Source organism: Exiguobacterium sp. (genome assembly GCF_020832205.1).
Taxonomy (GTDB): Bacteria; Bacillota; Bacilli; order Exiguobacteriales; family Exiguobacteriaceae; genus Exiguobacterium.
The window spans coordinates 52,589-69,865 of the sequence record NZ_JAFIFD010000030.1 but is presented as its reverse complement, the minus strand read 5'-3'; the positions used below and the strand labels follow the sequence as shown (position 1 = coordinate 69,865).

The 17,277-nt window shown below is 52.5% G+C and carries 17 protein-coding genes; 16 read left to right on the top strand and 1 reads right to left on the bottom strand.

What is annotated here, in order from left to right:
* The 7 genes from JJU47_RS07150 to JJU47_RS07120 form a co-directional block, all read left to right on the top strand.
* A partial coding sequence (locus JJU47_RS07150; protein WP_228617626.1) for an MFS transporter occupies positions 1 to 835 on the top strand: 835 nt, incomplete at its 5' end.
* Positions 836 to 1,008: 173 nt separating this feature from the next.
* A complete protein-coding gene (sufC, locus tag JJU47_RS07145; RefSeq protein ID WP_228617631.1) occupies positions 1,009 to 1,770 on the top strand; it encodes a Fe-S cluster assembly ATPase SufC in 762 nt (253 codons plus the stop codon).
* 12 nt (positions 1,771 to 1,782) lie between these two features.
* Positions 1,783 to 3,051 carry a Fe-S cluster assembly protein SufD gene (gene sufD / locus JJU47_RS07140; protein ID WP_228617624.1) on the top strand — a complete coding sequence of 423 codons (1,269 nt, stop codon included), beginning with the start codon at positions 1,783 to 1,785 and terminating at the stop codon, positions 3,049 to 3,051.
* 1 nt (position 3,052) lies between these two features.
* Positions 3,053 to 4,273: a cysteine desulfurase gene (locus JJU47_RS07135; RefSeq protein ID WP_228617622.1), complete on the top strand. Its 1,221-nt coding sequence runs from the start codon at positions 3,053 to 3,055 to the stop codon at positions 4,271 to 4,273.
* Positions 4,263 to 4,697 (top strand): Fe-S cluster assembly sulfur transfer protein SufU, encoded by a 435-nt coding sequence (sufU, locus tag JJU47_RS07130; protein ID WP_024372279.1) that lies wholly within the window; start codon positions 4,263 to 4,265, stop codon positions 4,695 to 4,697. The genes JJU47_RS07135 and sufU overlap by 11 nt, the downstream gene beginning before the upstream one ends.
* 19 nt (positions 4,698 to 4,716) lie before the next feature.
* The gene (gene sufB, locus JJU47_RS07125; RefSeq protein WP_228617620.1) at positions 4,717 to 6,114 is read left to right on the top strand and encodes a Fe-S cluster assembly protein SufB; all 1,398 of its coding nucleotides are present in this window, start codon (positions 4,717 to 4,719) and stop codon (positions 6,112 to 6,114) included.
* 101 nt (positions 6,115 to 6,215) lie between these two features.
* Entirely contained in the window at positions 6,216 to 7,178 is a 963-nt protein-coding gene (locus tag JJU47_RS07120; RefSeq protein ID WP_228617617.1) for an L-lactate dehydrogenase, read from the top strand.
* A gap of 41 nt (positions 7,179 to 7,219) precedes the next feature.
* On the opposite strand, the gene JJU47_RS07115 is transcribed toward JJU47_RS07120, so the two are convergent.
* The gene (locus JJU47_RS07115; protein ID WP_228617615.1) at positions 7,220 to 8,602 is read right to left on the bottom strand and encodes an alanine/glycine:cation symporter family protein; all 1,383 of its coding nucleotides are present in this window, start codon (positions 8,600 to 8,602) and stop codon (positions 7,220 to 7,222) included.
* A gap of 94 nt (positions 8,603 to 8,696) precedes the next feature.
* Between JJU47_RS07115 and JJU47_RS07110 the strand changes: the two genes are divergently transcribed.
* The 9 genes from JJU47_RS07110 to JJU47_RS07070 all read left to right on the top strand — a co-directional run bounded on the left by JJU47_RS07110 (position 8,697) and on the right by JJU47_RS07070 (position 17,177).
* The gene (locus JJU47_RS07110) at positions 8,697 to 8,969 is read left to right on the top strand and encodes an acylphosphatase (RefSeq protein WP_228617613.1); all 273 of its coding nucleotides are present in this window, start codon (positions 8,697 to 8,699) and stop codon (positions 8,967 to 8,969) included.
* 244 nt (positions 8,970 to 9,213) lie between these two features.
* Complete coding sequence (gene brnQ, locus JJU47_RS07105) at positions 9,214 to 10,533, top strand: branched-chain amino acid transport system II carrier protein (RefSeq protein ID WP_228617611.1); 1,320 nt, start codon at positions 9,214 to 9,216, stop codon at positions 10,531 to 10,533.
* A 110-nt stretch (positions 10,534 to 10,643) separates the two neighbouring features.
* Positions 10,644 to 11,825 carry an MFS transporter gene (locus JJU47_RS07100; protein WP_228617608.1) on the top strand — a complete coding sequence of 394 codons (1,182 nt, stop codon included), beginning with the start codon at positions 10,644 to 10,646 and terminating at the stop codon, positions 11,823 to 11,825.
* A 17-nt stretch (positions 11,826 to 11,842) separates the two neighbouring features.
* A complete protein-coding gene (locus JJU47_RS07095; RefSeq protein ID WP_228617606.1) occupies positions 11,843 to 12,688 on the top strand; it encodes a DUF72 domain-containing protein in 846 nt (281 codons plus the stop codon).
* A gap of 9 nt (positions 12,689 to 12,697) precedes the next feature.
* Positions 12,698 to 14,041: a bifunctional metallophosphatase/5'-nucleotidase gene (locus JJU47_RS07090; protein WP_228617603.1), complete on the top strand. Its 1,344-nt coding sequence runs from the start codon at positions 12,698 to 12,700 to the stop codon at positions 14,039 to 14,041.
* A gap of 49 nt (positions 14,042 to 14,090) precedes the next feature.
* Positions 14,091 to 14,471, top strand: a complete 381-nt coding sequence (locus tag JJU47_RS07085; RefSeq protein WP_228617600.1) for a YutD family protein — start codon at positions 14,091 to 14,093, stop codon at positions 14,469 to 14,471.
* A 157-nt stretch (positions 14,472 to 14,628) separates the two neighbouring features.
* Entirely contained in the window at positions 14,629 to 14,934 is a 306-nt protein-coding gene (locus tag JJU47_RS07080; RefSeq protein ID WP_024372268.1) for a hypothetical protein, read from the top strand.
* 101 nt (positions 14,935 to 15,035) lie between these two features.
* Positions 15,036 to 15,713 carry a DUF975 family protein gene (locus JJU47_RS07075; RefSeq protein WP_228617598.1) on the top strand — a complete coding sequence of 226 codons (678 nt, stop codon included), beginning with the start codon at positions 15,036 to 15,038 and terminating at the stop codon, positions 15,711 to 15,713.
* Positions 15,714 to 15,971: 258 nt separating this feature from the next.
* On the top strand, positions 15,972 to 17,177 hold the full coding sequence (locus JJU47_RS07070) for a YibE/F family protein (RefSeq protein ID WP_228617595.1): 1,206 nt from the start codon (positions 15,972 to 15,974) through the stop codon (positions 17,175 to 17,177).
* Positions 17,178 to 17,277 lie beyond the last annotated feature (100 nt).

The window sequence follows — 17,277 nt, the reverse complement described above, 5'->3', positions numbered from 1 at the left end:
CGATCAACGCGTCATCGTCTACAACGTGCGCTATTTTCTCATCAACATCGCCGCTGCGATCGGGCCGCTTCTCGCGGTCGTCTTATCACTCACCGGGGCGAAGAGCGCATTCTTCGTCGTGACCGGCGTGTACGTGCTTTACGGTCTCGTCATCGTGGCGCTGTTTAAAAAGTATCCGTTCAAAGAAGGTGACGGAATCAAAGCACGGCCGCGCTTGACCGAGACGTTCCGTGTCTTGAAAGAAGACAAGACGTTTCGTTTCGTCATCATCGGCATGATTTTCGCCATCATCGGCTACAGTCAGTTCAACTCGACGTTGCCGCAGTTCATCGCGTTCCATGACGGCTTCAGTGACGGGTCGCGCCTGTTTGCGTATTTGTTGACGGTCAACGCGATCACCGTACTCGTCGTCCAGTATCCGATTATGAAGTTCGGCATTCGCGTCTCGCCGATCAAGTCGCTCTTTTTCGGGGTCGCAACGTTGTCGATCGGCCTGTTGTTGATCGGGTTTGCGAGTGAGACGTGGGTGTTGTTCGTCGCGATGGTCATCTTCACGATCGGCGAAGTACTCATGTTCACGATGACGGACGTGTTGACGGATGAGCTCGCGCCGGAACATTTGCGCGGCACATACTTCGGGGCGATGGGATTGACCGCGCTCGGTCAGTCGATCGGCCCAATCATCGGCGGATTGCTTCTGGACGGCTTTGACAATGCGGGATTGCCTGTTTTTGCAATTTTAGCCATCGTGACGGCGTTCGGAGCCTTCTTCTTTATGGGGGCATTGACGGAACGGAAGGCGAGTTTGGCGTTAATCGAGGAAAAAGTTGGGTGATATCTTGATTTCTCAATATTCTCATTCTCAACATTTATGTTTTTATTGAGAATGAAGTATAAGGTGAGTCGCTTGAAATAAAAAATTGCCTAGATTAAGATTAGAATATATCTAATCTACGCCAACAAAGGCGAGAAAACGGAAGGGGTATCCGAATGTCTAACGTACCACACATGAAAATTGATGACCTCCGCGTCTCAATCGAAGGAAAAGAGATCGTCAAAGGTCTAAATCTTGAAATTAAAGGTGGCGAAATTCACGCCATCATGGGTCCTAACGGAACGGGTAAATCAACGCTCGCATCTGCACTTATGGGACATCCATTGTACGAAGTAACAGGCGGAAGCGTCGATTTGAACGGCGAAGACGTCCTTGAGATGGAAGTCGACGAGCGCGCGCAGGCGGGAATGTTCCTTGCCATGCAGTATCCTGCTGAAATCAGCGGTGTCACAAACGCCGACTTCTTGCGCTCAGCGATCAACTCACGCCGTGAAGAAGGTCAAGAAATCTCGCTCATGAAGTTCATCCGTGAACTCGACGCGAAGATGGACGTTCTTGAAATCCCTTCAGAAATGGCACACCGTTATTTGAACGAAGGCTTCTCGGGCGGGGAAAAGAAACGGAACGAGATTCTTCAAATGATGATGATCAAACCGAACATCGCGATCCTCGATGAAATCGACTCAGGTCTTGACATCGATGCACTCAAAGTTGTCGCAACAGGCGTCAACGAAATGCGCAACGAAGAGTTCGGCTGCTTGATTATCACGCACTATCAGCGTCTTCTCAACTATATCGAGCCGGACTTCGTTCACATCATGATGGACGGGAAAATCGTCATGTCTGGCGGCAAAGAGCTCGCACAGCGACTCGAGGCAGAAGGTTACGACTGGGTGAAGCAAGATCTCGGAATGACAGTAGACACAGAAGCGTAAGGAGGCTGTACGATGACCGTACAATTTGAATTGGATGCACAAGCATTGTCGGCACGTGCAGAGGCGCTCGGAGGACCAGCATGGCTGGTCAACCGTCGTAAAGAAGCAGCAGAACTTGCGCCGACTCTCGCCTTGCCTAAAGTTGAAAAAATTAAAATTGATAAATGGGATTTCACGAGCGGAGACGTTGACTTGTCGAAGCTTGACGGACTCACGCCTGAAATCGAGGCACTTCTCGGAGATCACCGGACTAACGTGCTCGTTGAACGCAACGGTCATGTCGTGTATAACGAACTTCAATTGCCTGAAGGTGTCTTGTTCATGGGTATCGAACAAGCGATGGAAGAGCATCCGGAACTCGTTGAGAAATACTTCATGACAGAAGGCGTACGTGTCGATGAAGAACGTCTGTCGGCGCTCAATGCGGCCTTGATGAACGGCGGCGCTTTCTTGTACGTCCCGAAAAACGTGCAAGTGAAAGACCCGCTCCAAGCCATCTTCACGATGGAACAAGCGAACAGCACACTCTATCACCACACGATCATCGTCGCGGACGAAGGCAGTGAAGTGACATATATCGAGAGCTTCCTCTCGAACACGAACGAGCCGCACACGGTGAACGCCGTGACAGAAGTATTCGTTGGTGCGAACGCGAAAGTCGTCTTCGGTGGTGTGGATCAGCTCGCTGAATCTGCCCTCACGTTCATGAACCGCCGCGGCGTCGTCTATGAGAACGCGCGCCTTGATTGGGCGCTCGGTCACATGAACGACGGCAACTCGGTCGTCGAGACGAAGACTCACCTCGTCGGGGACAACACGTTCTCCGACACGAAAGCCGTCACAATCGGTCGTGGCGCCCAGAAACAAAACTTCAACATCCGCACTGACCACTTCGGTAAGTCGTCAGAAGGATTCATCTTGATTCACGGTGTGCAAAAAGATGCCGCGACGGCCATCTTCAGCGGAACGTCGATGATTCACCACGGGGCTTCGAAGTCGAACGGTGTTCAGACAGAGCGCGTCTTGATGCTCTCTGAAAAAGCACGCGGTGACGCGAACCCGATCCTTCTCATCGATGAGGATGATGTTATGGCCGGTCACGCCGCTTCAGTCGGTCGTGTCGACGACATTCAACTCTACTACTTGATGAGCCGCGGTCTTTCGCGCCAAGAAGCGGAACGTTTGATCATTCACGGATTCTTGAACCCGGTCGTCGAGCAACTCGCGATCGAGTCGGTCAAAGACCGTCTCCGTGAAGTCATCGAAGGGAAAGTGCGTTAAGATGATTGATGCCTCGATTCGTAAACAATTTCCGATTTTAGATCAGGAAATCAACGGTCATCCGCTCGTCTATCTCGACAGTGCGGCGAGCTCGCAAAAACCGCTGGCTGTCATCGAGGCGATCGAGGAATATTATCGCCGCAACCACTCGAACGTGCACCGTGGCGTCCATACGCTCGGAACGCAGGCGACAGATGCGTATGAAGGGGCGCGGGAGCGCGTCCGTTCGTTCATTAATGCCGCTGCCGTCGAAGAGATTATCTTCACGCGCGGGACGACGACGGCGATCAACCTCGTGGCGTCAAGCTACGGGGACGCTAACGTCGGCGCAGGAGACGAAATCGTCCTCACGCCGATGGAACACCACGCGAACCTCATTCCGTGGCAACAGCTCGCCAAACGTAAAGGGGCCACGCTCCGTTACGTGGAGTTGACGCCGGACGGTCGCGTCACGCTCGACGCGGTCCGCGCCGTCTTGTCGGACCGGACAAAAATCGTCGCCATGAGCCACGTCTCGAACGTGCTCGGTACGATCAACCCGATTCAAGAAATCGCGACGCTCGCCCACGAAAAAGGTGCCGTCATGGTCGTCGATGCGGCGCAAAGCGCACCGCACCGTAAACTTGACGTGCAAGCGCTCGATTGTGACTTCCTCGCCTTCTCAGGCCATAAGATGCTCGGTCCGACCGGGATCGGTGTCTTATATGGGAAGAAAGCGCTCTTGAAAAAAATGGAGCCGGTCGAGTTCGGGGGCGAGATGATCGACTATGTCGACTTGTATGAGTCGACGTGGAAAGACATCCCGTACCGTTTCGAAGCCGGGACACCGATCATTGCCGGAGCCGTCGGTCTCGCTGCTGCTATCGACTTTTTAGAAGACCTCGGTCTTGAGAACGTCGAGGCGCACGAACGGGCACTCGCGTCGTACGCCATCGAGCAGATGAAGACGATTGAAGGCATTGAGATTTTCGGACCGGAAGAACGGGTCGGGCTCGTCACGTTCAACTTGAACGATGTCCACGCCCACGACCTCGCGACCGTCTTGGACATGCAAGGCATCGCCGTTCGGGCCGGCCATCATTGTGCTCAGCCGCTCATGCGTCTCCTGAAGCAATCATCGACAGCCCGGGCGAGCTTCTACTTGTATAACACGCGAGAAGAAGTCGACCGCTTCATCGAAGGGCTGCGTCAAACGAAGGAGTATTTCAATTATGAGTTTTAACAACCTAGACATGCTGTACCGACAGGTCATCATGGATCACTATAAAAACCCAAGAAACCGTGGCGTCATCGAAGATGGCGTGACGGTGGACTTGAACAACCCGACATGTGGGGATTCGCTCCGGCTCCAACTTCAAGTCGAAGACGGAATCGTGAAAGATGCCAAGTTCGAAGGGGAAGGCTGCTCGATCAGCCTCGCCTCGGCATCGATGATGACTCAAATCGTGAAGGGGAAATCTGTAGACGAGGCACTCCAATTGGCGACGATCTTCTCGGAGATGGTCCAAGGGAAAGACTATGATACAGACACGTTCGACCTAGGCGACATTGAAGCGTTGTCTGGCGTCTCAAAGTTTCCGGCTCGCATCAAGTGCGCCACGCTCGCGTGGAAAGCGCTTGAAAAAGGAGTCGACGAGGAAGCGTAAGTAGAAGGAGGAGACCGATATGGCGAAAAACATGCCTGACATTGGCGATTATAAATATGGCTTCCATGACCGAGACATCTCGATTTTCCGTTCAGGCCGCGGCTTGACGAATGAAATCGTAGAAACGATCTCGAACATGAAAGAAGAACCGGCTTGGATGCTTGAGTTCCGTTTGAAATCACTTGAACAGTTCCGCAAGATGCCGATGCCGACGTGGGGTGGCGATTTGTCTGCCCTCGATTTCGATGAGATCACGTACTACGTTAAACCGTCTGAAAAGACAGAGCACTCGTGGGACGAAGTACCAGAAGAAATCAAACGTACGTTTGACAAGCTCGGGATTCCGGAAGCAGAACAAAAATACTTGGCAGGTGTCTCGGCTCAGTACGAGTCAGAGGTCGTCTACCACAGCATGCAAGAAGACTTTGAAGCGAAAGGTGTCATCTTCAAAGATACGGACACGGCGCTCAAAGAAGACGAAGCGCTTTTCCGTGAGTACTTCGGCAAGTTGATCCCGCCGACGGACAACAAGTTCGCCGCGCTCAACTCGGCCGTATGGTCAGGTGGCTCGTTCATCTACGTACCAAAAGGCGTCAAACTCGAGCAACCGCTCCAAGCGTATTTCCGCATTAACTCGGAAAACATGGGGCAGTTCGAGCGGACGCTCATCATCGTCGACGAAGGCGCATCGGTTCATTACGTCGAAGGATGTACGGCACCGGTCTACACGACGAACTCGCTCCACTCGGCCGTCGTTGAGATCTTCGTCAACAAAGATGCGTATTGCCGTTACACGACGATCCAAAACTGGGCGAACAACGTCTATAACTTGGTCACGAAGCGTGCCGTCTGTGAAGCGGGCGCGTCGATGGAATGGATCGATGGCAACATCGGTTCGAAATTGACGATGAAGTACCCGGCCGTCATCTTAAAAGGTGAAGGTTCACGCGGGATGACGCTCTCGATCGCACTCGGCGGAAAAGGCCAACACCAAGACGCCGGCGCGAAGATGATTCACCTCGCACCGAACACGTCGTCGTCGATCGTCTCGAAGTCGATCTCGAAACAAGGCGGAAAAGTCTCGTATCGCGGAATCGTTCACTTCGGACGTAAAGCGAAAGGTGCCCGCTCGAACATCGAGTGTGATACGCTCATCATGGACAACGAGTCGACGTCGGACACGATCCCGTACAACGAGATCTTGAACGACCAGGTGTCACTCGAGCACGAAGCGAAAGTCTCAAAAGTGTCAGAAGAGCAACTCTTCTACCTCATGAGCCGTGGAATCTCGGAAGAAGAAGCGACGGAAATGATCGTCATGGGCTTCATCGAGCCGTTCACGAAAGAATTACCGATGGAATATGCTGTCGAAATGAACCGTCTCATCAAGTTTGAGATGGAAGGATCGATCGGATAATCATAGGATGGACGAACTCTCGTACGCGGGAGTTCGTCTTTTTTGTCGTGAAACGCGTGTGAGTCGGGTATGCTAAAAGAGAGCAAGCAATTAGGGAGGTTATGTATATGGAAACAATTGATCCAAAAGACATTACGAGAATCGCCGTCGTCGGCGCCGGCTGGGTCGGTATCAGTTTCGCCTATCAATTGTCGATGGCCGCGCTCTGTGAAGAGCTCGTCTTAATCGACTCGAACCATGCGAAAGCTGAAGGGGAAGCGATGGACCTCAACCACGGCATCTCGTTTGCGCCGAGCCCGGTCCGGATTTGGGCAGGAGATTACACGGATTGCCGTGACGCGGATATCGTCGTCATCACGGCCGGTGCCGCGCAAAAGCTCGGCCAAACCCAGATGGACCTCGCTGAACAAAACGCCCTCGTCGTCCGTGACGTGACGAAGCAAGTGATGGCGAGCGGCTTTGACGGCATCATCGTCGTCGCGACGAACCCGGTCAACGTCATGGCCCACGTCGCCTGGAAAGCGTCCGGCTTACCGAAACACCGTGTCATCGGATCGGGGACGGTGCTCGATACGGCGCGCTTGCGTTATAAGGTCGGCGAGTACTTCGACTTGTCGTCGCGCAACTGTCACGTCTATTATATGGGCGAGCATGGGGCAGGGGGCTTTGTCGCCTGGGACAACGCGCGGATTTATGGCAAGTCCATGAAGCAGCTGCTTGAAGAGAACGATTCGTATCGCCAAGAAGACTTAGACGCGATCTATCAAGACGTCCGCGACGCGGCGAATCAGATCATCGAGTATAAGAGCGCGGCTTATTACGCGATCGGTCTCGGACTGCTCCGCATCGTCCGGGCTATCGTCCGGAACGAGAACTCGGTCGTCACAATCGGGGCGCATCTGGATGGGGAGTACGGGGCGTCAGGACTTCATATCGGGGTACCGGCCCTCATCGACCGGACCGGCATTCGTCAGATCATCGAGATTGATTTGACTGACGGAGAGCAAAAACAGTTCGACGCATCGGCTGAACGAATTCATCGTGCCATCGCGAAAGTCGACTGAACGTAGAAGACCCCGCTGCCTAGGCAGCCGGGGCTTGTCGGTCAGGACGCCTTTTCTTCGGCGACGTCTTTCTTATAATAAAGCTCTGACGTGAAGAACTCGGTCGTTAGGCGTTTCACTTCGCCGCTGAGCAGCAAGACGGCGATCATGTTCGGGATGAGGATCATCGCGAGCATCAAGTCGAGGAAGTTCCAAATCATTTGCGCCCCACCGATTGATCCGATGACGATCGAAGCGATATAGACGACTTTCATCAGGAACCCAGCTTTCAAACCGAACAAGTACTCGGCTTGGCGCGACCCGTAAAAGATGATGACGATGATCGTCGACAAAACGAAGAAGATGAGCGAGATTGTGACGAGCAGACTGCCTGTATATCCGAAGTATTCGCGGAACGCGATCGTCGTGAGCGCGGCCGGGTCACTCATCGCACCATCGCGGGTCCAGACGCCGGAAGACAAGACGACGAACGCGGTCGTGCTACAGATGATGAGCGTATCGATGACAATCCCGATGACGGCCCAAAACCCTTGGCGCACCGGATGGTCGGTCTGGGCAGCCGCATGGGCGATCGGCGCTGTACCAAGTCCGGCCTCGTTCGAATATAGTCCGCGGGCGAAGCCCCAGCGAATCGTCTCGGCGACGGCTGCCCCGGCAAACCCACCGAGTGCGGCCATCGGTTGAAACGCGTATGAGAAGATGAGCGCGAGCACTTCCGGTATTTGAGACATGTTCATCAAGACGATGATGAACCCTGCCCCGACGTACACGAGAGCCATGACCGGGACGATGACTTCAGTCACTTTCGCGATTCGTTTCACTCCGCCGAAGACGATGAGGCTGACGAGTGCGGCGACAATCAGGCCAGTGATGAGCGTGTCGCCATTGAACGTTTCACGGACGGCTGAGCTGACGGCGTTGCCTTGGACCATGATGCTCGGGATGAGCTCGATCATGAGGGCGAAGGCGAACCATGAGGCGAGCCACTTCATCTTCAACCCTTTTGCCATATAGTAGACAGGACCGCCGACAAATTCACCGGCCTCGTTTTTCTCACGATACCGGACGGCGAGCACGCTCTCCGAAAACTTGATCGCCATCCCGACGACGGCGATGACCCACATCCAGAAAATCGCACCCGGTCCCCCGAACATGATCGCTGCCGGGACACCGATAATGTTCGCGGCACCGACTGTTGAAGACAAGGCGGATGTGAGCGCTTGTCTCGGGCTGATGTCGCCTTCACCTTTTGGTTTTTTAAAGACGCTGCCAAACGTTTGCTTCAATATGTATAACGGGTATCGAAATTGAAAAAAGCCAAGTTTGATCGTTAAGAAAATACCAGACAAGACGAGCAATGAGATGATCGGGACCCCCCATAGCCAATCCGAAAACGTTGTGACGCTGTTAATGATCGTATTCACCGAACCACTCCTGTTCCATTATTTTACTTATATATTGTTTCCTATCTGGGGACCGGTTAAACCTGAATCGTCAAATTGAAGGAGGAGAAGATGGATGAGTATCGCTAAACGATTGATCGTATCCGGTCGCGTGCAAGGTGTCGGCTTCCGTTACTTCGCCCAGTCGACGGCGCTCGCCTATAAGTTGAAAGGGTGGGTCCGTAATTTGAGTGATGGAACGGTCGAAATCCATGTCGAAGGGGAAGAGTCGAACTATGAATCGTTCAAGCAGGCGCTTCGAGATGGGAACCGGTTCGTCGGTGTCGAGCACATCGAGGAGACATCCAGTTCGCAAGAAGGGCATCGAAAATTCGACATCCGATATTGACCAGTTTATCAATTAATTCCAAGAAATCAGCTTGACATTTAGGCTCCCTCTGTCAGTGGAGGGGGCTTTTGATATGTGGAAAATCCACTCTTCCGAAAAATAAACATCTTTTTTGCAGATAGGGTGGTCAAAATAAGTAAAGTGTGTATAATGAAATAGACCAAGCGCTTATTTGTCAGAAAATTTAGTCATTTAATCAAGTTGTCAACACGGAAGGTATTACAATGTATGTGGAGGTAGTTGTATGAAAAAATCGACATTATTCCCGTTAGCGTTTACGATTTTCGCGTTATTCTTCGGGGCCGGGAACTTGCTGTTCCCACCGATGCTAGGTGCGATGGCGGGCGAGAACCTCGTCCCAGCCATGGTTGGCTTCGTCATTACTGGCGTCGGCCTGCCGTTACTCGCCTTGTTCGCGGTCGCGCGAGTCGGCGGAGGTTCTGACCAAATCGCTCGGTACATTCCGAAGCGTCTGGCGCTCCTCTTGACGGGACTAATGTACGTGGCAATCGGACCGTTCTTCGGGATTCCACGGACGGCAGCCGTCACGTATGAAATGGGACTCGTGCCGTTCCTCAGTGCACCATCGACGCTCACGCTCGCCCTCAGCTCAACTGTCTTCTTCGGATTGACATTCTTCTTGACGCTCCGCGCCCAGAAGTTGATTGAAATCATCGGACGCATCATCACACCAATCCTCTTGCTCTTGCTCGCGGCCATCGGAATCACGAACCTCGTGGCTCCACTCGGGACGCCGTCAGCACCGGCAGCTGGATATGAGACGTGGATCGGTGCCCTCGGTGAAGGCTTTAAACAAGGCTACTTGACGATGGACGTCTTCGGCGCACTCGTCTTCGGGGCCATCGTTCTCGTCACGCTTAAAGCGAACGGGATGACGGATCAAAAAGAAGCTTCATCGCTTCTTCGGACGTCAGGTATGCTCGCTGTCACGTGTTTGATGCTCGTCTACATCTCACTCGGTTCGATCGGTGCGAACATGACGGGCGTGACAGGGGCGACAGATGGGGCGACGTTGCTCCAAACATTCGCTGGTTCGTCGTACGGCCAAGTCGGCATGCTCGCCCTCGGTGCAGCTGTCTTCCTCGCTTGTTTGACGACAGCGGTCGGGCTCATCTCTGAGTTTTCACGCTTCATCAGCAACACGTTCGAGTCACTCAAGTACCACCAAGTCGTCATCGCAACGACACTTTTCGGCTACTTGATCTCACTCGTCGGACTCGGTACGTTGATTCAAATCGCGGTACCGCTTCTCACACTCTTGTATCCGGTCATGATCGCACTCGTACTCGTGTCGATCACAGAACGGGTTCAACGCAACCCGCACGTCGCGATGAAAGCGACCGTGTATACGGCGCTCGTCTTCTCGCTCTTTGAAACGGCGCACGGCCTGCAGCCATCTGCTGTGACGGCTTGGATCACGAACTTGCCAATGGCTGAGATCGGGCTCGCCTGGGCAGTACCGACGTTGATCGTCTACGTGATCACGTTGTTTCTTCCGAAACGTCAGTCGCGAGAACAACTCGTACAATCACGCATCTCTTAAATGAGTCAACACCCATCCTCTGGTCAAGGATGGGTTTTTTGTTGTCTTATCGTTTGCCCATTCCCTTCATCTACAAGTAAAATGAATAGGTGAAAAGGAAGTGACATACGTTGACTAGAAAACAAAATAAACAATTGGCGATTCTCATGCTGAACATGTTCATCGCTGTGGCCGGATTCGGGATCATCATTCCGATCATTCCCGATTATTTGAAAATGATCGGAGAAGGCGGAACGGCCGCAGGCTTGATGATTTCCGTGTTCGCCGGGGCCCAGTTGCTCATGTCTCCCGTAGCGGGGAAATGGGCGGACGTGTATGGACGCCGGCCGATGATCATTGCGGGTCTCATCGGCTTTACGATTTCGATGGGCGTATTTTACTTATCGGATAATTTGACCGTTTTACTTATTTCTCGGGCAATCGGCGGCGTCGGGGCCGCCTTGCTCATTCCGGCGATTTTTGCCTACGTGGCGGACATCACGACGATCAAACAACGGGCGAAAGGGAACAGTTATATTTCCGCAGCAATGTCGCTCGGGATCGTCATCGGGCCGGGAATCGGCGGTTTCTTCGCCGAGTTCGGCTTGAAAGCGCCGCTGTTATTGTCAGCCGTCGTTTCATTCGTCGCTGTCATCTCGTCGGTCATTCTATTGAAAGAACCGGATCGTGAAGTCATGCCGGTCACGTCCGATACCGAGTCGTTGCCGCGCCAGCTGATCTCTTCGACGAAGAAACCATATTTCTTCGTCCTCGTCATCAACTTGGTCATGGCGTTTGGACTCATGGCGTACGAGTCGGTGCTCGGTCTGTTCGTGAGCGAGACGTTCAGTGCGACGCCGCAACAGATTGCTGTCATGATCACGGGGACCGGAATCGTCAGTGTCATCGTGCAGCTGTTCGCGGTCGATCGGCTCGTCACGTTGTTCGGCGAGATCAAAGTCGTGCTCATCTTTATCATGCTCGCGGCGTTCGGCTTCTTGTTCTCGATCTTCGCGGGATCATACGCCATCTTCTTCGCCGTCACGCTCATCATCTTCTTGTCGACGTCAATCCTTCGGCCGGTGCTCAACACGCTCGTCTCGAAAATGGCTGACAAAGAGCAAGGGTTTGCGATGGGGATGAACAACGCCTATATGAGCATCGGAAATATCGTCGGGCCGACACTCGCCGGGATCGCGTTTGATATCGATATGCGTTACCCGTTCATCATGGGCCTCGTCTTGCTCTTGATCACGTTCGGCGGGACGCTGAACTGGACGAGACGGAAGCGTGTGGCCACTTACGAACAGTGAATGAAGGAGGGACCGGGATGATTTATGTCGGTGTGACAGGTTGGGGGGATCATGATCTCCTCTATACGACCCCAGAAGAACGAAAACATAAACTGGCGACATACGCGGGTCATTTCCCGACCGTGGAGATCGATTCCTCGTTTTACGCCATACAGCCCGTGAAGAATTACGAGAAGTGGAACAATGAGACGCCATCCACGTTTCAATTCGTCGTCAAAGTTTCCAGGGAAATGAGCGGGCACGACCGGGAACCGAAACTGCCGCTCGCCGAACTGTTCGAACGATACCGGACGTCGGTCGAACCGTTGAAGCAGGCCGGGAAACTACGGGCCGTTCTCGTTCAGTTGCCGCCTTGGTTCGACGTGTCGAAGCCACACCTCGATTATTTACGGACGATTCGGTCGGAGCTAAAAGATTACGACATCGCCATCGAGTTCCGGAACCCGACGTGGTTCTCGGAAGCGTTTCGCGACCGGACGCTCGCGTTTTTGACGGAACAACGGTTCATCAACACGATTTGTGACGAACCGCAGACGAAAGAGAGCAGCATCCCGTTCGTCCCGGTCGTGACTCATCCTTCTGTCGCTGTCGTCCGTCTTCATGGGCGTAATACGGCCGGTTGGCTTAGGAAGCCGGGGATGACGAGTCAAGAGTGGCGGCACGTCCGCTGCTTGTATCGTTACAGCGAAGAAGAACTGCAGGAGCTCGCAGCGGCGCTCCGCCAAGTCGACGCAGAAGCGGACGATGTGTATGTTTATTTCAACAACAATTCGGCCGGCGATGCTGTACCGAACGCGAAGCGCTTGATTGAGATTCTCGGTGCCGAGTATGAGCTCGCTCCGAGTCAAATCAGCTTGTTTTAGGAAGAGGGGATGGCCGTGCGTACGATTTCAATTTTTCATTACAATGATTTGCATTCCAAACTTCATACGTGGCCTCAACTCGTTTCTTTTTTAAATGAACGACGGGATGAAGCGTCACTCGTGTTTGATCTCGGTGATCACGCCGACCGGACCCACCCGGCGACGGAAGTGACACGCGGGCAAGTGAACGTGCGTCTGCTCAATCGCTTGCAGCCGACGGCAGTGACGATCGGCAACAACGAAGGCATCACGTTTCCGCATGACTGGCTCGATGCGCTCTACGAGGACGCCACGTTCCCGGTATTGCTTGCGAACGTTTACCGTGAGGATGGAAGTCGCCCGGATTGGGTGACGGAGACGCTCGTCGTCGAACGAGCAGGAGTGCGGGTCGGTCTGTTCGGGGTGACGGCACCTTATGAAGAGCTTTATCCAGAACTTGGCTGGCAAGTCGAATCACCCCATGAGGCGGCGGCTCGTGCAATCGATCAACTGTCCGATTGTGATGTTCTCATCGCCTTGAGCCATCTCGGGTTTTATGCTGACGAACGGCTGGCCGAGGCGTTCCCGGAGCTAGACGTCATTCTCGGGGCGCATACGCATCATGTGCTCGATGACGGCGTCTTGAAAAACGGGGTGTTGATCGCCCAGGCCGGAAAATACGGTCAGTACGTCGGAGAAGTGACGCTCACGGTCAAGGCAGGGCGAGTGTTCGACAAACGGGCGACCCTTCACGAACTGTCGGAGCGGCCGTTAGATGAGGCGACGGCGAAAGTGCTGCAAACGGAGTATGAAGAAGCGGAGCGATTGCTCGACGTGACGATCGCACAATCGCCGGGGTATGCGTCGGATTGGTTCGGGCCTTCCCCGATCGCGGATTTGTTGGCGGGCGGTCTTGCCGACTGGTGCGCGGCTGAGGCGAGTATCGTGCCGTCGGGCGTCTTGCTCGACCGGTTGGCGCCCGGTGCGGTGACGCTCAATATGTTGCACCGGATTTGTCCGCACCCGATCAACCCGTGTCTGTTGACGCTTGACGGGGACACGCTCGTGCGTTTCTTAGAAGACGTGCACGAACGGTCGTTCACGACGATGCATGTGCGCGGCCTCGGTTTTCGTGGCACCGTCCTCGGTTGGCCGACGCTTCACAACGTCGAAGCAAATGAGGGGAGCTGGTTGCTCGGCGGTAAAGTGATTGACCCGCGACGGACGTACCGTATCGCCACGGTCGATATGTTCACGTTCGGACCGTTGCTTCCTTATTTGGCCGAACAGCCGAAACGCTATTTCATGCCCGAGTTGTTGCGTGACGTATTGCGCGAGACGATCAAGCGCCGTGACACGATTCGAAAAGGGTAAGGCGATGAGTCGGACCTCATGATATGATAGGAGAGTGGAGGTGTGAGACATGATTAGAGTGAATCGCCACGGCTATACCGTCATCGAAGAGAAACGAGACGGATTTGACGAGGAGGCGTTCATCGCTCGCTATAGCGATGTGCTCGATAAGTATGACTATATCGTCGGCGATTGGGGACACGGCCAGCTTCGCTTGAAAGGCTTCTATGAGGCGAAATCGAAGTTTGCTACGTACGATAATCGGATCGACCATGTGATGGATTACGTGTACGAGTATTGCAATTTTGGTTGCCCGTTCTTCGTCTTGAAGAAAGAGACTGAGATCGATGAGTCGGAAGACGGACCGGTGTTCGGTGGAACGAAGCAACCGCTCAAACTTAAACGAAAATTCAAGAAGGCTGGGGAAGTTGAAACTGCCCCGGAAACATGACGCGCTGATGACATCGGCGCTTTTTTTGTTACAATCTTTTCCAAAGTGTTTCGTTTACGTGAAAAGACGGTGTGACAGGTTTAGGAGCTTATAAATTGTGATACCTTATCTATAAGATGATTTTTTGGCGTTTGGGTGGTACGAGAGAGGTGATCGGATGCAACACGCACAAGTGACGACTGTCGGCGATCGTGACGACGTCCATAACCGGATTCATAACTTAGGGTTAGGACTATTGACGATGCTGTTTTTCGGACTAGGAAGCATCATGACCTTTTATTTTACAGCCGCAGTCCTTTTATTTGAATTGACGCACGTCTTGTTCATCCGTCGCTTCGAATATCGACACGCATTTTTAAGAACTCGTTTGTTCAAGGCAACGTCGCTCGCGGCGGTTGCTGTCGGGGTGCTCTTATTGATTTTATCGATGTCGCAATTCTTCTTAGGCAACGTGATGTACTGATGGGAAAAGGAAAAACCTTTTCCCTTTTTTCGCATTTTCCTGAAACTTTTTCACTGCTTTCACGTACACTAAGGAAAGACTGATAAAAAAGGGTGGAATATATGACAGCACAATGGAAACAACATGCACGACAAATGTTAAAAGGGAAATGGTGGCTTCTCGCCGGAATCTTGATCGTGTTCACCGTCTTGAACGCGATTCCGCAGACGTTCGCCCCGACGATGGATGCAGAGACGGTACCGACGGCGACGGAGACGTCACTTACGTTCTTGTCACTTTTGCTCACGATTTTAATTGCCCCGCTCACGCTCGGATGGTCTTGGGTCGTCCTTTCGGTGTCGCGTGGCGACAAGCCGGCTGTCTCGCAACTGTTTGAACCGTTCCGGAACGGGTATGTGAAGCACGTTCTGGCGCCGCTTCTCATGGGAATCTTCATCTTCCTCTGGTCGCTGCTCTTACTGATTCCAGGGATCATCAAAGCGTTCTCGTACTCGCTCACGTATTACATCATGCGTGACGAGCCGGAACTCTCGGCACTTGAGGCGATCACGGAATCGCGTCGCTTGATGGACGGCCATAAGATGCAAGCGTTCAAGCTCGTCTTATCGTTCATCGGCTGGTTCTTCGTCGGGATTTTGACGCTCGGAATCGGTTTCTTGTTCATCTATCCGTACTTCTCGACGGCGTACGCGACGTTCTACGATTCGATTCAACAAGACAAGCGACCAGAACCGCAATATATGAACGATCATTCTGCGGATGCCCCGACTGGATTCTAAATTTGTAAACGCACGACATGATGAAAGCGACTGTCCCTTACAATAGAGGGATGGTCGCTTTTTGTAGTGAATGGATCATTTCCAAACGCTTGGAAATGAACGAATGAATGGACGAAGGGAGTTAATCAGAACCATTCGTTCCTTTTGTTACAATTTGATTTAAAAACGGAGGCACCAAACGAGTATTCGTACTTCTTTGTTATAATAGGTTCGCATTGTCTGACAGGTTGATTGCGCGCAAAGGAGAACTTTAACGTCATGTCTAGATTATTCATACTCATTTTATTCACGTTTCTAACAATCCCGTCTACTGCCCTTGCAAGCTATACGCCTCCGCCGATGAACCCTGGCGAAGAGGAAATGATGCAGGATATGCCGGAGACAGTCAACACAACTGCCCGTGTTGTTGAAGTCATTGAGGAAAGAACAGAAATCGAGGAAATCACACAAGAAGAAAGAGAATTTCAACGATTAAATGTCGAGATTTTATCTGGTGAATACAAAGGCCAGGAAATCGAAATTGAAGGTTTCAATTATGTCGATACGTATTTTGCGAACAGCAATTTCTGGTTTAAAGAAGGGGACCGCATTACCGTCGGACTTCAAATTGAAAATGGAGAAATCACTCGTGCTTATCCGATCGGATATACGAGAGACGTTCCAACCTATATTCTAGGCGGGTTGTTCATCGCGCTGTTGATCTTCTTCGGCAAGATGAAAGGTCTTAAGTCTGTGATTACGTTAGGGTTGACCGTCTTCATTCTCTTCAAGTTTATGATTCCTTATTTGTTGGAAGGCTATAATCCGGTATTGCTCGTACTCGTTACCGGCGCGATTGTCACGACGCTGACTTTCGTGATTGTAAGCGGAATTTCCCGAAAAACGCTTGCTGCGATTACCGGAACCGTGGGCGGATTGGGCGCGGCGGCTTTGATTTCCTTTGTTTTCATGAGTCTGATGAAAATGTCCGGTTTTCATGGGGAAGAAGAAATCATGCTCGGCATGCTCGATTCGGAAAACGCGATTGACCTTTCCGGCCTGTTGCTTGCTGGGATTATCATCGGCGCGTTAGGCGCCGTCATGGATGTCGCGATTTCGATTGCTTCATCGCTTGAAGAAGTAAAACGTAATAACCGCGAGGCGACGTATAAAGACTTATTCAAGTCCGGAATGAACGTAGGCGGGGACATCATGGGTACGATGGCGAATACGTTGATCTTAGCTTATGTAGGTGCTTCCCTCCCGATTCTTTTATTGATGAATGCCTATGAGTATCCATTTGGAGAATTGATTCATATGGAGGTTTATAGCGTAGAAATTCTGAGGACGCTTGCCGGAAGCATTGGTCTCGTGCTCGCCATTCCGATTACAGCGCTCGTCTCGGCCTTCCTGTTGAGTAAGGGAGACATCCGGACAGAAGAAGATTCAACGACTGTGATCGGTGACCGAGACACCGGGTCATAACCAATCTCGTAAACAATCCATCAGTCCAATCATTTCAGGTGGCTCCGGTCTTGCTCCGGGCCATCTTTTTTGTGAGGTGATTGCCGATGGAACGCGTTCG

Coding starts and splice junctions, on each gene's coding strand:
- sufC (WP_228617631.1), top strand. CDS start 1,009: ATGAAAATTGATGACCTCCGCGTCTCAATCGAAGGAAAAGAGATCGTC.
- sufD (WP_228617624.1), top strand. CDS start 1,783: ATGACCGTACAATTTGAATTGGATGCACAAGCATTGTCGGCACGTGCA.
- JJU47_RS07135 (WP_228617622.1), top strand. CDS start 3,053: ATGATTGATGCCTCGATTCGTAAACAATTTCCGATTTTAGATCAGGAA.
- sufU (WP_024372279.1), top strand. CDS start 4,263: ATGAGTTTTAACAACCTAGACATGCTGTACCGACAGGTCATCATGGAT.
- sufB (WP_228617620.1), top strand. CDS start 4,717: ATGGCGAAAAACATGCCTGACATTGGCGATTATAAATATGGCTTCCAT.
- JJU47_RS07120 (WP_228617617.1), top strand. CDS start 6,216: ATGTATATGGAAACAATTGATCCAAAAGACATTACGAGAATCGCCGTC.
- JJU47_RS07110 (WP_228617613.1), top strand. CDS start 8,697: ATGAGTATCGCTAAACGATTGATCGTATCCGGTCGCGTGCAAGGTGTC.
- brnQ (WP_228617611.1), top strand. CDS start 9,214: ATGAAAAAATCGACATTATTCCCGTTAGCGTTTACGATTTTCGCGTTA.
- JJU47_RS07095 (WP_228617606.1), top strand. CDS start 11,843: ATGATTTATGTCGGTGTGACAGGTTGGGGGGATCATGATCTCCTCTAT.
- JJU47_RS07090 (WP_228617603.1), top strand. CDS start 12,698: ATGGCCGTGCGTACGATTTCAATTTTTCATTACAATGATTTGCATTCC.
- JJU47_RS07085 (WP_228617600.1), top strand. CDS start 14,091: ATGATTAGAGTGAATCGCCACGGCTATACCGTCATCGAAGAGAAACGA.
- JJU47_RS07080 (WP_024372268.1), top strand. CDS start 14,629: ATGCAACACGCACAAGTGACGACTGTCGGCGATCGTGACGACGTCCAT.
- JJU47_RS07075 (WP_228617598.1), top strand. CDS start 15,036: ATGACAGCACAATGGAAACAACATGCACGACAAATGTTAAAAGGGAAA.
- JJU47_RS07070 (WP_228617595.1), top strand. CDS start 15,972: ATGTCTAGATTATTCATACTCATTTTATTCACGTTTCTAACAATCCCG.